Origin of the sequence: Nocardia altamirensis NBRC 108246 (assembly GCF_001612685.1) — a bacterium.
Lineage (GTDB): Bacteria > Actinomycetota > Actinomycetes > Mycobacteriales > Mycobacteriaceae > Nocardia > Nocardia altamirensis.
The window spans coordinates 155,871-172,987 of the sequence record NZ_BDAY01000011.1 but is presented as its reverse complement, the minus strand read 5'-3'; the positions used below and the strand labels follow the sequence as shown (position 1 = coordinate 172,987).

The 17,117-nt window shown below is 67.0% G+C and carries 14 protein-coding genes; 3 read left to right on the top strand and 11 right to left on the bottom strand.

What is annotated here, in order from left to right:
* Positions 1 to 64: 64 nt before the first annotated feature.
* Positions 65 to 802 (top strand): SDR family NAD(P)-dependent oxidoreductase, encoded by a 738-nt coding sequence (locus NA11_RS08165; protein ID WP_069161150.1) that lies wholly within the window; start codon positions 65 to 67, stop codon positions 800 to 802.
* A 382-nt stretch (positions 803 to 1,184) separates the two neighbouring features.
* Positions 1,185 to 1,952, top strand: a complete 768-nt coding sequence (locus tag NA11_RS08160; RefSeq protein ID WP_069161149.1) for an SDR family NAD(P)-dependent oxidoreductase — start codon at positions 1,185 to 1,187, stop codon at positions 1,950 to 1,952.
* A gap of 97 nt (positions 1,953 to 2,049) precedes the next feature.
* Here NA11_RS08160 and NA11_RS08155 read toward each other — a convergent pair whose 3' ends face one another.
* Together NA11_RS08155 and aat are read right to left on the bottom strand one after the other, a co-directional pair.
* Complete coding sequence (locus NA11_RS08155) at positions 2,050 to 2,499, bottom strand: hypothetical protein (RefSeq protein WP_069161148.1); 450 nt, start codon at positions 2,497 to 2,499, stop codon at positions 2,050 to 2,052.
* Positions 2,500 to 2,822: 323 nt separating this feature from the next.
* The gene (gene aat, locus NA11_RS08150) at positions 2,823 to 3,560 is read right to left on the bottom strand and encodes a leucyl/phenylalanyl-tRNA--protein transferase (RefSeq protein WP_069161224.1); all 738 of its coding nucleotides are present in this window, start codon (positions 3,558 to 3,560) and stop codon (positions 2,823 to 2,825) included.
* A 211-nt stretch (positions 3,561 to 3,771) separates the two neighbouring features.
* Between aat and NA11_RS08145 the strand changes: the two genes are divergently transcribed.
* Entirely contained in the window at positions 3,772 to 4,206 is a 435-nt protein-coding gene (locus NA11_RS08145; protein ID WP_141717472.1) for a hypothetical protein, read from the top strand.
* Between the two features lie 168 nt (positions 4,207 to 4,374).
* Here the strand turns inward: NA11_RS08145 and nuoN are convergent, their stop codons facing one another.
* The 9 genes from nuoN to nuoE all read right to left on the bottom strand — a co-directional run bounded on the left by nuoN (position 4,375) and on the right by nuoE (position 17,068).
* Positions 4,375 to 5,994, bottom strand: coding sequence for an NADH-quinone oxidoreductase subunit NuoN (gene nuoN / locus NA11_RS08140; protein WP_069161146.1), 1,620 nt, complete (start codon positions 5,992 to 5,994; stop codon positions 4,375 to 4,377).
* On the bottom strand, positions 5,991 to 7,616 hold the full coding sequence (locus tag NA11_RS08135) for an NADH-quinone oxidoreductase subunit M (RefSeq protein ID WP_069161145.1): 1,626 nt from the start codon (positions 7,614 to 7,616) through the stop codon (positions 5,991 to 5,993). The genes nuoN and NA11_RS08135 overlap by 4 nt, the downstream gene beginning before the upstream one ends.
* A 121-nt stretch (positions 7,617 to 7,737) precedes the next feature.
* A complete protein-coding gene (nuoL, locus tag NA11_RS08130) occupies positions 7,738 to 9,627 on the bottom strand; it encodes an NADH-quinone oxidoreductase subunit L (RefSeq protein ID WP_069161144.1) in 1,890 nt (629 codons plus the stop codon).
* 1 nt (position 9,628) lies between these two features.
* Positions 9,629 to 9,928 (bottom strand): NADH-quinone oxidoreductase subunit NuoK, encoded by a 300-nt coding sequence (gene nuoK, locus NA11_RS08125; protein ID WP_040735043.1) that lies wholly within the window; start codon positions 9,926 to 9,928, stop codon positions 9,629 to 9,631.
* Positions 9,925 to 10,761, bottom strand: coding sequence for an NADH-quinone oxidoreductase subunit J (locus tag NA11_RS08120; RefSeq protein WP_069161143.1), 837 nt, complete (start codon positions 10,759 to 10,761; stop codon positions 9,925 to 9,927). Before NA11_RS08120 ends, nuoK begins: the two co-directional genes overlap by 4 nt.
* Positions 10,758 to 12,578, bottom strand: a complete 1,821-nt coding sequence (gene nuoH, locus NA11_RS47315) for an NADH-quinone oxidoreductase subunit NuoH (protein ID WP_069161142.1) — start codon at positions 12,576 to 12,578, stop codon at positions 10,758 to 10,760. Before nuoH ends, NA11_RS08120 begins: the two co-directional genes overlap by 4 nt.
* Positions 12,571 to 15,054: an NADH-quinone oxidoreductase subunit G gene (locus NA11_RS08110; protein WP_084654337.1), complete on the bottom strand. Its 2,484-nt coding sequence runs from the start codon at positions 15,052 to 15,054 to the stop codon at positions 12,571 to 12,573. The genes nuoH and NA11_RS08110 overlap by 8 nt, the downstream gene beginning before the upstream one ends.
* Entirely contained in the window at positions 15,051 to 16,367 is a 1,317-nt protein-coding gene (gene nuoF, locus NA11_RS08105) for an NADH-quinone oxidoreductase subunit NuoF (RefSeq protein ID WP_069161141.1), read from the bottom strand. Before nuoF ends, NA11_RS08110 begins: the two co-directional genes overlap by 4 nt.
* Positions 16,364 to 17,068, bottom strand: coding sequence for an NADH-quinone oxidoreductase subunit NuoE (gene nuoE, locus NA11_RS08100; RefSeq protein ID WP_069161222.1), 705 nt, complete (start codon positions 17,066 to 17,068; stop codon positions 16,364 to 16,366). The genes nuoF and nuoE overlap by 4 nt, the downstream gene beginning before the upstream one ends.
* Positions 17,069 to 17,117 lie beyond the last annotated feature (49 nt).

Genomic DNA, 17,117 nt, shown 5'->3' with positions numbered 1-17,117 from the left:
ATCAGACCGCCCGGCCAAGGCTTTCTCCGGCCCATGGCAGGCTGGGGAGCATGGTGGTGAACGGATGAGCAGGGGCGTGTTGGTGACGGGCGCGTCGCGGGGGATCGGGCGAGCAATCGCGGTGGCATTCGCCGAGATCGGTGATCGAGTGGCGGTGCATTATTCGTCGGCGCGCGAGGACGGTGCGGAGACGGTGCGCGGGTTGGCCGGAGACGGGCATGTGCTCGTCGGCGGCGATATCCGGGATCCGGAGGACGTTGCGCGGATCGTCGAGGAGTCGATCGAAGGACTCGGAACCATCGATGTGCTGGTGAACAACGCGGCGGTCAACATCGCCCATCCAGTGCTGGACAGCGATTACGCGGAATGGCAGCAGGCCTGGCGAGAAACCATGGACGTCAACGTCTTCGGTACCGCCAACATGTCCTACTGCGTTGCCCAGCACATGATCAACAAGGGCATCGCGGGCCGCATCGTGAACATCGGCTCGCGCGGCGCCTTCCGCGGCGAACCCGAATACGCAGGCTACGGCGCAAGCAAGGCGGCAGTGCACGCACTGGGCCAGTCCCTAGCCGTCGAGCTGGCACCCCACGGCATCGCAGTGGCCTCGGTAGCACCCGGTTTCGTCGCGACCGAACGCGTAGCCCACCGCGTCACCGACGACGTCCGCGCCCAAAGCCCATTCGGCCGCGTCGCCGACCCCGCCGAAATCGCCTCAGCCGTCCGCTATCTCGCCTCACCCGAAGCAACCTGGACCTCCGGCTCCGTCCTGAACGTCAACGGAGCGTCATATCTCCACTGACTAACCCCACGAGTGGCACATGGCTGCGGCGAAACGCGAGTAGCGCTCTCCGTGGTGTGCCACTCGTCCCGGGTTTCCTGGAGGTGAGTCCAGGGATTTCCTGATGGGCATCCGGATGCTGTTTCCTAACCCATCTCCGCGACGGCGTCCTGCCCGCCACCGATTCCACGTGCACCGCCGACTGAAAGTCGCACCCAGTCCGGGCGGTTTCGCGCCGAAGGGGTACTGGTGTAGGTGGCTTCTCGGGCGATGCCTGCAACAGTGCCTCGTGATCAGTCGACCAACTCGAGCAACGGTGCGGATGCGCGGTACGGGCAGTTGGAGGTGGTCGGAGTCTTCTGTTCCCCATCCGGTGGCTCCGACGAACCGAACGATACGTGGGATGATCTTGCGCATGGTGGAGTCACGGCGCAGGGTTGCGTTGGTAACAGGGAGTTCCCGTGGTCTCGGGAGTGCGATCGCGCGGCGGCTCGCCGCCGACGGCATGGCGGTTGCGGTCAATGGCCTGCGAGATGGGGAGCAGGCGGCGGGTGTCGTAGAGTCCATCCGCACGGACGGCGGTGTCGCCGAAATGATTTCCGGTGACATCACCGACGAGCAGGCGGTGGGGGAGATTGTCGCCGCGGTGACCGAGAAGCTTGGTCCGATCGACGTGCTCGTGCTCAACGCGACCGGGCCGCAACCCGAGGCCGCGCTGGCCGACACGGCGTGGTCGGACCATCTGAGCCAACTGGACTTCTTCGTGAAAAGCCCGGTCCTGCTCGGTCGCGCGATAATTCCCGGCATGCAGGAACGCGGCTACGGCCGGATCGTGCACATCGACTCCGAGGTCGCCGACCGCCCGCCGGTGGAGCGTTCCGCCTACGCCACCGCCAAGAACGCCCAGATCGGCCTGGCCCGCAGCTGGGCACACGAACTCGCCCCGCACGGCATCACGGTGAACGCCGTAGCCCCCGGCTTCATTGCGGTGGAACGCCACTACACCGTCCCCGCAGCGGTGAAAGACGCCTACATCGCAACAGTCCCGGTCGGCCGAATGGGCACCCCCGACGACGTCGCCAACGCCGTCAGCTTCTTCGCCGCCGACCAGTCCGGCTTCATCACCGGCCAACGCCTCCAAATCGACGGCGGCCGCACCCTTTACGTCTGAACCCGCCGACCAGGACCGGTCGCCACAAGTAGTCCAGAGCAACCTTCGCAATGCCCTCGCAGCGCCATTTCAGTGCTTCCGCAGATCCAAGCATCCGCTATTCGAGCCTGTCCACGTTCAGTCGAGCTTTGCCGCCTCCGTCGGCGATCGCGGAGGCCAACTCATGCCCGAAGGTGCCGATGGCTTGATAGCTCGTCGGGACCAGGATGCGAGCTTCGGTCACGGTGCCGGCGGTCGGGGAGTGGTCATCGATGTCGACCGTCGCAAGATGTGTCGCGACCGCGAGCTGACCGCGGCGCGTCACCACATAGGCAACCAGGTCGACGGTCTCTTGCCCACCCGACGATGCGGAAATCCGAAGTCGTGCATCACTTTTCCATGGATAAACCTGCAGCGCGTGAGCCCACTCACGAAGATCGGTGTCGTTGAAGTAACCCACAGCGGCCCCAGCGAACGGCGATACAACCGCTGACACGAGCACCTCGCCGATCCCGAACAACCCTTCGGGCTGATACGTAACGGTCAGACCTTCTGGATCGTCGAACATAACCGGACGATACCCACGGACCAGCTCCGCGTCATCACCGTCACATGGCCGAACACTGGAATCGGCACGATTGCGCGTCCGGTCGACGTCGGATCACCTTCGGCCCGTTGATATTCGACATGGTCGAGGCGAGCTCGACGAGCTGGTCGCGGGGGCTCGAGCCGATCGCCGCCGCCATATCGGACGACTGAGCGAGCGAGTCGAGCGAGGGGCCTGACTGCTCGGGCAAGCCGCATCAGCGCACCAGCATGAGCCCGTTCGAAAACGATGTCGCCCAATTCTCGGGTGACCGACGTTTCTGACCTATCGCTTCGGGCGATCGTTCATGCCGGTAAGTGGTTGGGGGAGTTGGGGACTGGGATTTCGATGTGCCAGGGGCCGGGGAGGGCGGGGCGGGCGGCGGCCTGGGTGTGTAGGCGCAGGTAGGTCGCGCGGGGGAGGTCGATGGCGCCGAGGGAGGAGAGGTGGCGGGTGGTGATCTGGCAGTCGATGAGGGCGAAATCCCAGGCGGCCAGTTGGGCGCAGAGCCAGTACAGCGCGATCTTGGAGGTGTCACGGGCGCGGGAGAACATGGACTCGCCGGCGAAGGAGCGGCCGCGTGCGACGCCGTAGAGGCCGCCGACCAGGTCGCCGTCGCGCCATACCTCGACCGAGTGCGCATGACCGAGCTGGTGCAGCCGCAGGTAGGCCTCCTGCATGTCGGCGCCGATCCAGGTTCCGGTCTCCTTGTCGCGCGGTTCAGCGCAATTCGACATCACCTCGGCGAAGGCGCGATCCATGGTCACCCCGTAGTCGGCATTGGTGACAGATCGGCGATAGGACTTGCTCACCCGAAGGTCGGTCGGCACCAGAATGCTCCGCGGGTCCGGGCAGTACCAGTGGATCATTTCGTCGGGGTTGTACCAGGGAAAGATGCCCGCGGAATAGGCAGCCAACAGTCGCTCCGGCGACAGATCCCCGCCGAGCGCGACCAGTCCGGACGGATCCGCGAGCTCGACAGGCGGGAAAGGCTGGTCTGGATAGACCAGAAACATCCGCATCAGGTCGCTAGCGTCGGTCACCGGACAGACACTACCGACGTGAGCGAACCGCCTCAGGCTGTGACGACGGGACGAACCGTCAGACTGCTCGGCACGGCCGCGGCGATGCAGCTCGCTGAAGCGCTCCACCCGAATCGGCAACGCGAGCACGGCATACGACCGGATAGGCCCGCGGCGGGGTGAGCGCTGCTGATCGTGCGACGTAACCATCGGACTTGTACGCTCTCCGACTGTGAGCGCACAGGGGGCGGGATTAGTTGCCGCAGATAGCTGGAAGAAGCGATGGTCGTGGTTCAGAAGGGCCGCCGTGCTTATCGTCGGCGGCCTGTACATTGCCACCCTGATCAGGTTGGCCGTCAGCGAAGACTGGGGTGACTCGACGGCGTCTCGTCTGTTCGCCCTGACACTTTGCGCCGCCAGTCTGCTTTGGTTGATTTCAATCGGGCAAGAAATGGGCGTGGCAACTGGTCCGCGGAACCGACGGACAACGCGGAGAAAGGTGGTCGCGCTGTTGGTGGCCGCCGTGGTCCCGGTTGGCTTCATCACGTCGATGATCCGCACGGGCACGGTTTTCGGTGACCCACTGGGACAGTGGATCGCACAAACCGCAATGATCGGCATCATGCTGATCTTCATTACGGATAAGCCATCGCGAGAACGACTGTAGGCCTTTCACCGACTGCCCAAGAACTCAGCGATACCACGCCAGCCGAAGGAGCAACCATGATCGCTCCGGAAATCGGAAACCGATACGCGTGGTCGGTTGGCCAAGGCGCTGAACGACCGATGCCCGCCGTGCTCCGGGAGGAGCGCGACGGGCATCGAGTGGAGGAACTCAGCGGACGAGGGTGGACGCCCGGTCCGCCAGGTCGAGCAGCATCTGCGGGAACACACCGAGCACGATTGTCACGCCGGCACCGAAGGCGACGACTGTCGTGGTGAGGAACGGGTTGACCACCACTGGTGCGTCGGTCGGCGGATCGGTGAAGAACATCAGCACGATGACGCGGATGTAGAAGAAGGCGGCGATCGCGCTGCAGATGACGCCGACGATCACCAACGGTGTGGCATCTCCGGCAGCGGCTGCTTCGAACACCGCGAACTTGCTGACGAACCCACTGGTGAGCGGCAGCCCGGCGAACGAAAGCAGGAACAGCGCGAAAACGCTGGCCAGCCACGGGGAGCGGCGGCCGAGCCCAGCCCACTGCGACAGTGACGAGGCTTCCTCACCGGAACCGTCGCGCACCAGGCTGACGAGCGCAAACGCACCGACGGTTCCGACGCCGTACGCGACCAGATAGAACAGGATGGCCGACACACCCTTGTCGTTGGCGGCGATCAACCCGGTCATGATGAATCCGGCATGCGCCACCGACGAATACGCGAGCATCCGCTTCACATCGGTTTGGGTGATGGCCATCACGGCACCGACCGCCATGGTCGCGATGGCGATCGCCGCGAGCACCGGCCGCCAGTCGTCGCGCAGCCCTGGCACCGCGACCTGCAGCACCCGCAACAACGCACCGACTGCCGCGATCTTGGTCGCCGCCGCCATGAACGCCGTAACCGGTGTCGGCGCACCCTGATACACGTCGGGCACCCACGACTGGAACGGCACCGTGCCGATCTTGAACAGCAGCCCGACCGCGAGCAGCGCCACCCCGAGCAACGCGAGCATCGCGTTGTCCGGATGCGCGGCGATCGCGTCCGCGATGCCCGCCAGCTTGACCGTCCCCGCCTGTCCGTAGAGCAGCGCAACACCGTAGAGGAAGAACGCCGACGAGAACGCGCCGAGTAGGAAGTACTTCAGCGCCGCTTCCTGCGACAGCAACCGCTTGCGCCGCGCGAGCCCGCACAGCAGATACAGCGGCAGCGACAGCACCTCGAGCGCGACGAACATGGTGAGCAGGTCGTTGGAGGCGGGGAACAGCAGCAGTCCGCCGACCGCGAGCAACGTCAACGGGAAGACCTCGGTGGTCGCGATTCCCGCACGCAGCGCGGCCTTTTCGCTGGCACTGCCCGGCACCGACGACGCCTGCGGCGTGAACGCGTCCACCCCGCGCCCGAGCGTGGCCGCAGCAAGACTCCAGGTGCCCGGCCCGCTGCGCGCCTCCACCTTCGACTCGGCGCCGCGCTCGGCCATGAACAGCACGCCGAGGATCGACACCACGAGGATGGTGCCCTGCAGGAACAGCGTGACCCCGTCGATGGCGACCGCGCCGACCACCGCGGTCGCCTCGGTGCCCGCCAGCCGCACCACCGCGACCAGCGCGGCGATCAAACCGGCGAGGCTCAACAGCACCTGCCCGCCGAACCGGAAGCGCCGTCCCGCGAACGCCTCGACCAGCACGCTGACCACGGCGACACCGAAGACGATCAACATCGGTGAGAGGTACCCGTATTCGATGCTCGGCGCCGGAATCGCGGCGGCGAGCGGTGTTCCGAGGGAACTCACTTGTGGACACCTCCGGGAAGATCGGCCTTACCGGCCTCGGGCAGCGGCGGAACCGAGGGCGTCGGATCGTGCTTGCCGATGGTCGTCAACGTCTGGCTCACCGCCGGATTGACGAAGTCCAGCAACGGTTTTGGGTAGACGCCGAAGAACAGCAGCGCGGCGATCAACGGAACCACCACTGCGAGCTCGCGTGGCACCAGGTCGTAGAGATGCTCGTTGCCCTTCTTGACCGGCCCGGTCATCATCCGCTGGTACAGCCACAGCACGTACACCGCGGCGAGCACCAGCGCGCCGGTCGCGATGACGGCGGCGACCTCGTAGCGGGCGTATGTGCCGACCAGCACCAGGAATTCGCTGATGAACGGCGAGAGCCCGGGCAGCGAGAGAGTGGCGAGGCCTGCGACGAAGAACGTGCCCGCCAGTATCGGCGCCACCTTCTGCACGCCGCCGAACTCGGCGATGAGCCGGGTTCCCCTGCGCGACACCAGGAATCCCGCGATGAGGAACAGCGCGGCGGTGGAGATGCCGTGGTTCACCATGTAGAGCGTCGCGCCGGTCTGCCCCTGGCTGGTCATGGCGAAGATGCCGAGGATGATGAAGCCGAAGTGGGAGATCGAGGTGTAGGCGATCAACCGCATCACATCGGTCTGTCCGATGGCGAGCAGTGCGCCGTAGATGATGCCGATCACGGCGAGCGTAACCACCAGCGGCGCATAGGTATCCGACGCGTCGGGGAACAGCATCAGGCAGTAGCGCAGCATGCCGAAGGTGCCGACCTTGTCGACCACCGCCATCATCAGCACCGCGCTCGACGGTGTCGCGGCGACGGCGGCGTCCGGCAGCCAGGTGTGCAGCGGCCACAGCGGCGCCTTCACCGCGAAGGCGAACATGAAGCCGAGGAACAGCGCGTTGAGCACCGCGGGTGCGGCGCCGAGCTGTCCGGAGTTGGCCGCGGCGACCACGGTCCGGAAGTCGAAGGTGCCTGCCCCGTCGGGGCCGAGTCCGTCGCGCGCGGTGACCACGTACAGCCCGATCACCGCGGCCAGCATGATGAGCCCGCCGAAGAGGTTGTACAGCAAGAACTTCACCGCGGCCCGCGACCGCTGCTGGCGCAGCTGCACGTCCGCCGACCGTGGCCCGAAGCCGCCGATGAGGAAGTACATCGGGATCAGCATCGCCTCGAAGAACACGTAGAACAGCAGGATGTCCAGCGAGACAAAGGAAATGAGCACCATCGCCTCGACGAGCAGCGTCAGCGCGACGTAGGTGTGCGAGACCCGGCGTCCGCTGCCGACCTCGCGCTCGTCGTGCCACCCGGCCAGGATCAGCAACGGCACCAGCGCGGTGGTGAGCAGCACCAGCACCAGGGCGATGCCGTCGATGCCGACGGTGTATCCGGCGCCGAAGGCCGGTATCCACTCGTGGTCCTCGACGAATTGGTATTGCGCCCCACTGGGATCGAACTCCACCGCGAGCACGATGGCGAACGCGAGCACCGCCACCGACACCACCAGCGCCAGCACGCGCGCCAGGAGTCGCTGCCCGGCGGGCAGCAGCAGCACGACGATCGCGCCGAGCACTGGGGCCAACCACAACGTGGTCAACCAAGGAAAGTCGGTCACCTCAACCTCACCGCCAGGAGGGCTGCGGTCACCAGGACCGCGCCGGTGAACATGGACATGCGGGACGCGCGCCGGAACGACACTGGGCGCGGCCACGCGGGCAACCAGGGATACACACCGCTCACCACAGCCGCACCGCCAACAGCGCGGCGGCGACGAGGGCTGCGCCGGTGAACATGGACAGGGCGTACGAGCGCACGAACCCGGACTGCACCTTGCGGATCCGTCCGGACAGCCCGCCGATCAAAGCGGCTGTCCCGTTGACGATTCCGTCGATGCCGCGGTTGTCGAGGAACACCAGCGCGCGTGTGAGATAGCCGCCCGGCCGCATGAAGGTCGCCTCGTTGAACGCGTCACCGTAGAGGTCCTTGCGCGCCGCGATGGTCATCGCGGACACGGCTTCGGGTGCGGTCTCGGGGATGTTGCGCTGCGCGTACTGGTAGTAAGCGAACCCGACACCGAGCGCAACGACGGTCAGTGCGAGGGCGGTCACGACACCTGCAGGAACGGTTTCCTCGCCGTGGTGCGCACCGACGACCGGCGCGAGCCAGTTCTGCAGCGAGGAGCCGAACGCGAACAACGCACCGGCGGCGACGGATCCGATCGCGAGCAGGATCATCGGCCCGGTCATCACCGCAGGGGATTCGTGCGGATGAGTCTCGGGCTTCCAACGCCGCTCACCGAAGAACGTCATGATCATGACTCGCGTCATGTAGAACGCGGTGAGCCCCGCACCCAGCAGCGTCACCGCGCCGAGCGCCAAACCACTTGCGCCGCCTTGGTTGAACGCGACCTCGATGATCTTGTCCTTGGAGAAGAAGCCCGCGAACGGCGGCACCCCGATGATCGCGAGGTAGCCGAGCCCGAAGGTGACATAGGTGATCGGAAGCAGGGTGCGCAGTCCGCCGTAGCGGCGCATGTCGGTCTCGTCGTCCATCGCGTGCATCACCGAACCGGCGCCGAGGAACAACCCGGCCTTGAAGAACCCGTGGGTGAGCAGATGCATGATGGCGAAGGCGTATCCGGCCGGGCCGAGTCCCGCGGCGAGCACCATGTAGCCGATCTGGCTCATGGTCGAGGCCGCCAGCGCCTTCTTGATGTCGTCCTTGGCACAGCCGACGATCGCACCGAACAGCAGCGTCACCGCGCCGACGAGGATCACGCCGAGCCGCGCGTCCGGCGCGAGGTCGAAGATCGGACCCGAGCGCGCGATCAGGTACACGCCAGCGGTGACCATGGTGGCCGCGTGGATGAGCGCCGACACCGGAGTCGGGCCCTCCATCGCGTCCCCGAGCCAGGACTGCAGCGGCACCTGTGCGGACTTGCCGCACGCGGCGAGCAGCAGCAGCAAGCCGATGGCGGTGAGCGTGCCCTCGCCTGCCTGCGGTGCGCCGGCGAACACGTCGGTGAAGTTGATCGACCCGAACGTCGAGAACATGACGAACATCGCGATCGCCAGCCCCATGTCACCGACCCGGTTGACCACGAACGCCTTCTTGGCCGCGGTCGCGGCGGTCGGCTTGTGGAACCAGAACCCGATCAGCAGGTAGGACGCCAGGCCGACGCCTTCCCAGCCGAGATAGAGCACCAGGTAGTTGTTCGCCAGCACCAGCAGCAACATCGCGGCCAGGAACAGGTTGAGGTAGCCGAAGAATCGGCGCCTGCCTGGATCGTGGCTCATGTAGCCGATGGAGTAGATGTGGATCAGCGAGCCGACGCCGGTGATCAGCAGCGCGAAACACGCGGACAGCTGGTCCAATTGGAGGCTGAAGTCGACTTGCAGCCCGGCCACCGGCACCCAGCTGAACAGGTCGGTGTGCACACCGCGCTGCGCGGTGTCGCGGCCGAGCATGTCGAAGAACGCGATACCGGCGACCACGAAGGACGCCAGCGCCATCAGACAGCCGAGCAGGTGTCCCCACTTGTCGCTGAAACGTCCGGTGAGCAGCAGGATTACGGCGCCTGCGAGGGGCAGGGCAGGCAGCAGCCAGAGCGTGGTAGCCGTATCCATGTCAGAACTTCAACAGGTTGGCGTCGTCGACCGAGGTCGAGCGGCGGGCGCGGAAGATGGTCATGATGATGGCAAGGCCGACAACGACTTCCGCTGCGGCGACCACCATGGTGAAGAACGCGAACACCTGACCGTCCAGGTTCGAGTGCAGCCTGGCGAAGGTGACGAACGCGAGGTTCACCGCGTTGAGCATCAGCTCGATGCACATGAACACCACGATGGCGTTGCGCCGCAACAACACACCTGCCGCGCCGATCGTGAACAGCAGGGCGGACAGGAACAGGTAGTTCTGGGGATTCACCGGTTGCCTTCCTCGTCGCTCTGGTTCTCGGTCGCGACCGAGGCGCGCGCGCTCTCGGTGCTGACGGAGATGACGGCCGCTTCCGCGAGCGCCCTGGTGCGGCGGTGCCGCAGGATGGTGCTGACCGAGAGTTCCTCGAAGGAGCCGTCGGGCAGCCTGGCCGGAATGTCGACCGCGTTGTGCCTGGCGTAGACGCCGGGGGTGGGCAGCGGGGTGGCCCGATGTCCCGCCTCCCGGAACCGGCGCACCGACATCTCCCGCTGGCCCATCTTCGGCCCGAACTGCTCGCGGTGTGCCAGCACCATCGCGCCGATGGTCGCGGTGATCAGCAGCGCGCCGGTGAGTTCGAAGGCCCACACGTAGCGCACGAAGATCAGCTCGGCGAGCTCGCCGATCACGTCGCGCCCGGCGAAGCCCTTGGCGGGGAAGGTGATCCCGGACTCCCTGATGCCGCGGGCGATGCCGCTGATCAGCAGCAGGCCGAAGCCGAGGCCGACCGCGGCGGCCGCGAGCTGCTGCCCGCGCAGGTTTTCCCGCAGCGATTCGGCCGAGTCGACGCCGACCAGCATGAGCACGAACAGGAACAGCATCATGACCGCGCCGGTGTAGACGACGATCTGCACCACACCGAGGAACAACGCGTCCTGCGCCATGTAGAACACGGCCAGGATGATCATGGTGGCGGCCAGGCAGATCGCGGAATGCACTGCCTTGCGGGAGAACACCATGCCGAGCGCGCCGATGGTGGCCAGCGGGGCCAATATCCAGAAGTTCACCGCCTCCGGGGTGGAGGTGCGGGTGAGTGGCTCTGCGGCAAGGACGAATTCGTTCACCGCGCCCCTCCTTCCACGCCCGCGGCGGCGGGCTGCTTCGGACTGTCGGTGTCGCCGTTGGCTTCTTGCAGCGCACCGAGCACGTTGCCCAGGTAGTAGTCGGCCTCGTCGGTGCCTGGCTGCATCGCGTGCGGCGGCGCGGTCATGCCCGGCTGTAGCGGGGCGAGCAGGCGGTCCTTCTCGTAGATGAGGTCGGCGCGGTTGTCGTCGGCCATCTCGTACTCGTTGGTCATGGTCAACGCGCGGGTCGGGCATGCCTCGATGCAGAGGCCGCAGCCGATGCACCGCAGGTAGTTGATCTGATAGACCTGCCCGTACCGCTCGCCCGGCGAAAAGCGTTCCGTCTCGGTGTTGTCCGCGCCTTCGACGAAGATCGCGTCGGCGGGGCACGCCCAGGCGCACAGCTCGCAGCCGATGCACTTCTCCAGTCCGTCCGGATACCGGTTGAGCTGATGGCGGCCGTGGTAGCGCGGCGCGGTCGGCACCTTCTCTTCCGGGTAGAACTCGGTGTTCGGCTTCTTGAACATGGTCGCCGCTGTGACCGCGAAGCCGGCGAGCGGATCGAACAGACCCGACTTGGCAACGGGGCGCGGGGTTTCCGGCAGCGGCGGGGTCGGGAAGCCGAGGAACACCGCCGAACCCGACTGCGGTGCGCTCGGTTCCGGCTCGGCCGGTGCCGGGGCGCCGCCCCTGCGTCCGGCCCGCAGGAACATCCCGATCATCAACGCCGAGAGCAGCAGTCCGCCGACGACGAGGATCAGGGTCTGCACGTGGTAGCCCTCGGCCTCGAGCACGCGGGCCGCGCCGACGACCATGACCCACAGCAGCGAGGTCGGGATCAGCAGCTTCCAGCCGAGGTTCATGAACTGGTCGTAGCGCAGGCGCGGCAGCGTGCCGCGCAACCAGATGAACACGAACAGGAAGACCCAGACCTTGGCGGTGAACCAGAGCACCGGCCACCAGCCGCTGTTCGCGCCCTCCCAGATGCTCAACGGCCACGGCGCCCGCCAGCCGCCGAGGAACAGGGTGGTGGCGAGCGCGGAAACCGTTGCCATGTTGATGTATTCGGCCATCATGAACATGGCGAACTTCAGCGAGGAGTACTCGGTGTGGAAGCCGCCGACCAGCTCGCCTTCGGCCTCGGGCAGGTCGAACGGCGCCCGGTTGGTCTCGCCGACCATGGACACGCAGTAGATGAGGAACGAGGGCAGCAGCAGGAAGACGTACCAGGTGCCCTGCTGGGCGTCGACGATGCCCGAGGTCGCCATGGTGCCGCCGAGCAGGAACACGGTGGCGAAGCACAGCGCCATGGCGATCTCGTAGGAGATCACCTGTGCGGTCGAGCGCAGGCCGCCGAGCAGCGGGTAGGTGGAGCCCGACGACCAACCGGCCAGCACGATCCCGTACACGCCGATCGAGGTGATGGCCAGGATGTAGAGCACCGCCACCGGCATATCGGTGAGTTGCAGCGCGGTGTGGTGCCCGAAGATCGAGACCTCGGGACCGAAGGGGATCACCGCGAACGCCATCACCGACGGGATCAGCGAAATGATCGGCGCCAGAATGAAGATCGGCTTGTCGACGATGGTCGGAATGATGTCTTCCTTGAGCGCCATCTTTACGCCGTCGGCGATGCTCTGCAGCATGCCGTAGGGGCCGATCCGGTTCGGACCGATGCGCATCTGCATGCGCGCCACGATCTTTCGTTCCGCCACCACCGCGATCATCGGGGTGAGCAGCAGGAAGACGAAGATGGCAAGGGATTTCGCGAGCACGAGCCACAAGGGGTCGTGGCCGAACAGACTCAGATCACTCATGCCTGTGCTCCTTGGTCCTCGCATCGGCACGCCGCAGCGCCACGATGCCGCCGGGCTGGGTGGCCAACTGTTCGGCGATCGAGCTGCCCGGCGAATGCTGCGGCAGCCAGACCACTCGGTCGGGCAGGTCGGTGATCACCAGCGGCAGCGTGACGGTGCCGTGGTCGCTGGCGACGGTCACCAAATCGTTGGTGTCCGCGCCGATTTCGGCGGCGGTCGCGGGGGACAGCCGGGCGACCGGCGTCCTGGCGATGCCCGCCAGGTTGGGTTCGCCCTCCTGCATGCGGCCGAGGTCGAGCAGCATCCGCCAGCTGGCCAGCACCGCGGTGCCCGGACCCGCTTGGGTCAGCGGGTGCGGCCGATGCGCGGGCGCCGCGACCGGCGCGCCGTCCCATGCGCCGAGTTCGGCGAGTTCAGCGCGGGCCGCCGCGGTGTCGGGCAGGCCGAGGCGCACCTTCATCTCGTCGGCGATCGCTTGCAGCACGCGCTGATCCGACAGCGGCGCGGACTGGCGGCGGACCATGTCGTCGCCGAGCGCGGCGTCGAACGGGCGCGGCCTGCCCTCCCAGGTGCGGAAGGTGCCGGACTTCTCCATCGCCGTGGCGACCGGGAAGACGACGTCGGCGCGGTCGGTGACCGCGCTGTGCCGCTGTTCCAGGCTGACGACGAAGCGGGCAGCGTCGATGGCGGCGAGTGCGCCGTTCGGGTCGGGCAGGTCGGTGACGTCGACACCGCCGATCACCAGAGCGCCGAGTCCTGGCGCGGCATCCAGGATGGCCGCGGTGTCCCGACCCGGGGTGGCAGGCAAGTCCGGCACGTTCCAGACACTGCGAACCTGTTGGCGGGCAGAGGGATCCGCGACCGGCCTGCCGCCGGGCAGCAGGCCGGGCAGTGCGCCGGCCTCGACCGCACCGCGTTCACCGGCGCGGCGCGGGACCCACGCCAGGGCAGCACCGGTCTCGTCGGCCAGTCGGACCGCGGCGGACATGGCACCGGGGATGCCAGCCATCCGCTCGCCGACCATGATCACCGCACCCGGCTCGCGCAGCAGTCGCCCGACATCGGCGATCTGGGTGGGATCGGCTCCCGGCGTAGCGGTTTCGCCGTTCCGGATGGCGTCGAGCAGGTGCGGCTCGGCACCGGGCATGGCCTGCATCAGCTTGCCGGACATCCGGTCGAGCCCGCGGGTGGCATAGGGCGCCAGCGAGTAGATCGGCAGACGCCGCTTGCGTGCGGACTTACGCAGCCGCAGGTAGACGATCGGCGACTCTTCCTCGGGTTCGAACCCGACGAGCAGCACGATCGGCGCGCTCTCCATGCTGTCGTAGCTGACCGTCATGCCCTGGCCCGCAACGCGGGCGGCGAGGAAGTCGGCCTCCTCGGCCGAGTGCGCCCTGGCCCGGAAGTCGACGTCGTTGGTGCCCAACGCGATTCGGGCGAACTTGGCGTAGGTGTAGGCGTCCTCTTCGGTGACCCGGCCGCCGACCAGCACGCCGGCGCTGCCGAACGCTGCGGCCAGGCCCTCGGCCGCGGCGGCGAGCGCCTCGGACCAGGAGGCGGGCGCCAGATTGCCGTCCCATCCGCGAACCAGCGGCGTGGTGAGGCGATCGCGTTCGGTCGCGTAGGCGAACGCCCAGCGGCCCTTGTCACAGTTCCATTCCTCGTTGACCTGCGGGTCGTCGCCTGCCAGCCGACGAAGCACCTTGCCGCGGCGGTGATCGGTGCGCTGAGCGCAGCCGGAGGCGCAGTGCTCGCACACATTCGGGCTCGACACCAGGTCGAACGGCCTGGCCCGGAACCGGTAGCTGGTGCCGGTGAGCGCGCCGACCGGGCAGATCTGCACGGTGTTGCCGGAGAAGTAGGAATCCAGCGGTTCGGCCTGCGCGGTGCCGACCTGTTGCAGCGCACCGCGTTCCAGCAGTTCGATGAACGGGTCACCGGCGACCTGCTGTGAGAAACGGGTACAGCGGGCGCACAGCACGCAGCGTTCCCGGTCGAGCAGCACCGCGGACGAGAGCGGAATCGGCTTGGGGTAGGTGCGCTTTTCGCCTTCGAAGCGGGTTTCGGCGCGGCCGGTGGACATCGCCTGGTTCTGCAGCGGGCATTCGCCGCCCTTGTCGCAGACGGGGCAGTCGAGCGGGTGGTTGATGAGCAGCAGCTCCATCACACCCTCTTGCGCCTTGTCGGCCACCGGCGAAGTGAGCTGGGTGCGCACCACCATGCCGTCGGTGACGGTCATGGTGCAGGACGCGACCGGCTTGCGCTGGCCTTCGACCTCGACGATGCACTGGCGGCAGGCGCCGACCGGATCGAGCAGCGGGTGGTCGCAGAACCGCGGGATCTGGATGCCGATGAGTTCGGCGGCCCGGATCACCAAAGTGCCTGCGGGAACACTGATTGTGGTGTCATCGATCGTGACGGACACCAGATCCGCGGGGACAACTCCGCTGGCATTCGCGTTCACGGTGCTTGTCATCGCGCTCCTTCCATGGCCCATGCCGTCGACCGCGCCGGATCGAACGGACAACCGCCGCGCTCGAAGTGGGCGAGGTACTCGTCGCGGAAGTACTGCAGCGAGGAGATGATCGGGCTGGCCGCGCCGTCGCCGAGGGCGCAGAACGACTTGCCGTTGATCGTGTCGCTGATATCGAGCAGCTTGTCCAGATCGGCCGCGGTCCCTTGGCCCGCCTCGATGCGTTCGAGCAGCTGCACGAGCCAGTACGTGCCTTCACGGCACGGTGTGCACTTACCGCAGGATTCGTGGGCGTAGAACTCGGTCCAGCGCAGGACAGCGCGCACCACGCAGGTGGTGTCGTCGAAGATCTGTAATGCCTTGGTGCCCAACATGGATCCGGCCGCCGCGACACCCTCGTAGTCGAGCGGAACGTCGAGGTGCTCGTTGGTGAACAGCGGAGTCGACGAACCGCCGGGGGTCCAGAACTTCACCGTGTGCCCGGTGCGGACACCGCCTGCGTAGTCGAGCAGCTCACGCAGCGTGATGCCGAGCGGCGCCTCGTACTGCCCCGGCCGGTTCACGTGCCCCGACAGTGAGTACAGGGTGAAGCCCGGCGACTTCTCGGTGCCCATCGAACGGAACCACGCGGTGCCGTTGAGGATGATCGGCGGCACGCTGGCAATGGATTCCACGTTGTTCACCACGGTCGGGCAGGCGTAGAGCCCGGCGACGGCGGGGAACGGCGGGCGCAGGCGCGGCTGGCCGCGGCGGCCCTCGAGCGAATCCAGCAGGGCGGTTTCCTCGCCGCAGATGTAGGCGCCCGCTCCGGCGTGCACGATGAGTTCGAGGTCGTAGCCGGAGTTGAGGATGTTGCGGCCGAGGAACCCGGCCTCGTAGGCCTGGGCGACGGCAGCTTGCAGCCTGCGCAGCACCGGCACGACTTCACCGCGCACATAGATGAACGCGTGCGCCGCACGGATCGCATAGGACGCGATGATGACGCCCTCGATCAGCGCGTGCGGGCTCGACAGCATCAGCGGAATGTCTTTGCAGGTACCGGGTTCCGACTCGTCGGCGTTGACCACCAGATAGTGCGGCTTGGTGACGCCGTCGGGTCCGGGCCCCTGCGGGATGAAGCTCCACTTCATGCCGGTCGGGAAGCCCGCGCCGCCGCGGCCGCGCAGGCCTGCGTCCTTGACGGTCTGGATGACGTTGTCCGGCTCCATCCGCAGTGCCTTGCGCAGCGCCTGGTAGCCGTCGTGGCGGCGGTAGGTGTCCATCGTCCACGACTGCGGGTCGTCCCAGTACTTGGTGAGTACGGGCGTCAGAGTCACCGGGTGCCCTCCGAATCCTGTTGTGCCCCAGGAGCATGCAGATTCTGCTCGCGGGCGGCCTCGAGTCCGGCCAAGGTCGCCTTGCCTGCCGGGCCGTCGAGGACGCCGGGCCGCTCGTCGGGGAAGCCGGCCAGGATGCGGGCGGTCTCCTTGAACGTGCACAGCGGCGCGCCACGGGTCGGCGTCACCTGCTGCCCTGCGCGCAGCGAATCCACCAGTGCCTGAGCCGATTCCGGGGTCTGGTTGTCGAAGAACTCCCAGTTGACCATGATCACCGGCGCGAAATCGCAGGCCGCGTTGCACTCGACGTGCTCGAGGGTGATCTTGCCGTCCGCGGTGGTTTCGCCGTGATGCAGGCCGAGATGCTGTTCGAGCTTGGCGAGGATGGCGTCGCCACCCATCACCGCGCACAGCGTGTTCGTGCAGACGCCGACGTGGTACTCGCCGGTCGGCGTACGCCGGTACATCGAGTAAAAGGTCGCCACCGCAGTGACTTCCGCGCCGGTCAGGCCGAGCTGGTCGGCACAGAAGTCGATGCCGGTCCCGGTGACGCACCCCTCCTCGGCCTGCACCAGGTGCAGCAGCGGCAGCAGCGCCGACCGCGGTTCCGGGTAGCGCGCGATGATCTCCTTGGCATCCAGCTCCAGCCGCTCACGAATGAACGGCTGAAACGGCTGCGGCCTGGTGCTGAGCTTCAACATGATTTCTGGCCCACCCGTCACCCGGCCACCACCCCTCATCGAATCGCTA

Bases quoted from the DNA above. Each gene is read 5' to 3' on its own strand.
- NA11_RS08155 (WP_069161148.1), bottom strand. From the start codon at position 2,499: ATGTTCGACGATCCAGAAGGTCTGACCGTTACGTATCAGCCCGAAGGG.
- nuoE (WP_069161222.1), bottom strand. From the start codon at position 17,068: ATGTTGAAGCTCAGCACCAGGCCGCAGCCGTTTCAGCCGTTCATTCGT.
- nuoH (WP_069161142.1), bottom strand. From the start codon at position 12,578: ATGAGTGATCTGAGTCTGTTCGGCCACGACCCCTTGTGGCTCGTGCTC.
- NA11_RS08160 (WP_069161149.1), top strand. From the start codon at position 1,185: ATGATCTTGCGCATGGTGGAGTCACGGCGCAGGGTTGCGTTGGTAACA.
- NA11_RS08110 (WP_084654337.1), bottom strand. From the start codon at position 15,054: ATGACAAGCACCGTGAACGCGAATGCCAGCGGAGTTGTCCCCGCGGAT.
- NA11_RS08165 (WP_069161150.1), top strand. From the start codon at position 65: ATGAGCAGGGGCGTGTTGGTGACGGGCGCGTCGCGGGGGATCGGGCGA.
- nuoL (WP_069161144.1), bottom strand. From the start codon at position 9,627: ATGGATACGGCTACCACGCTCTGGCTGCTGCCTGCCCTGCCCCTCGCA.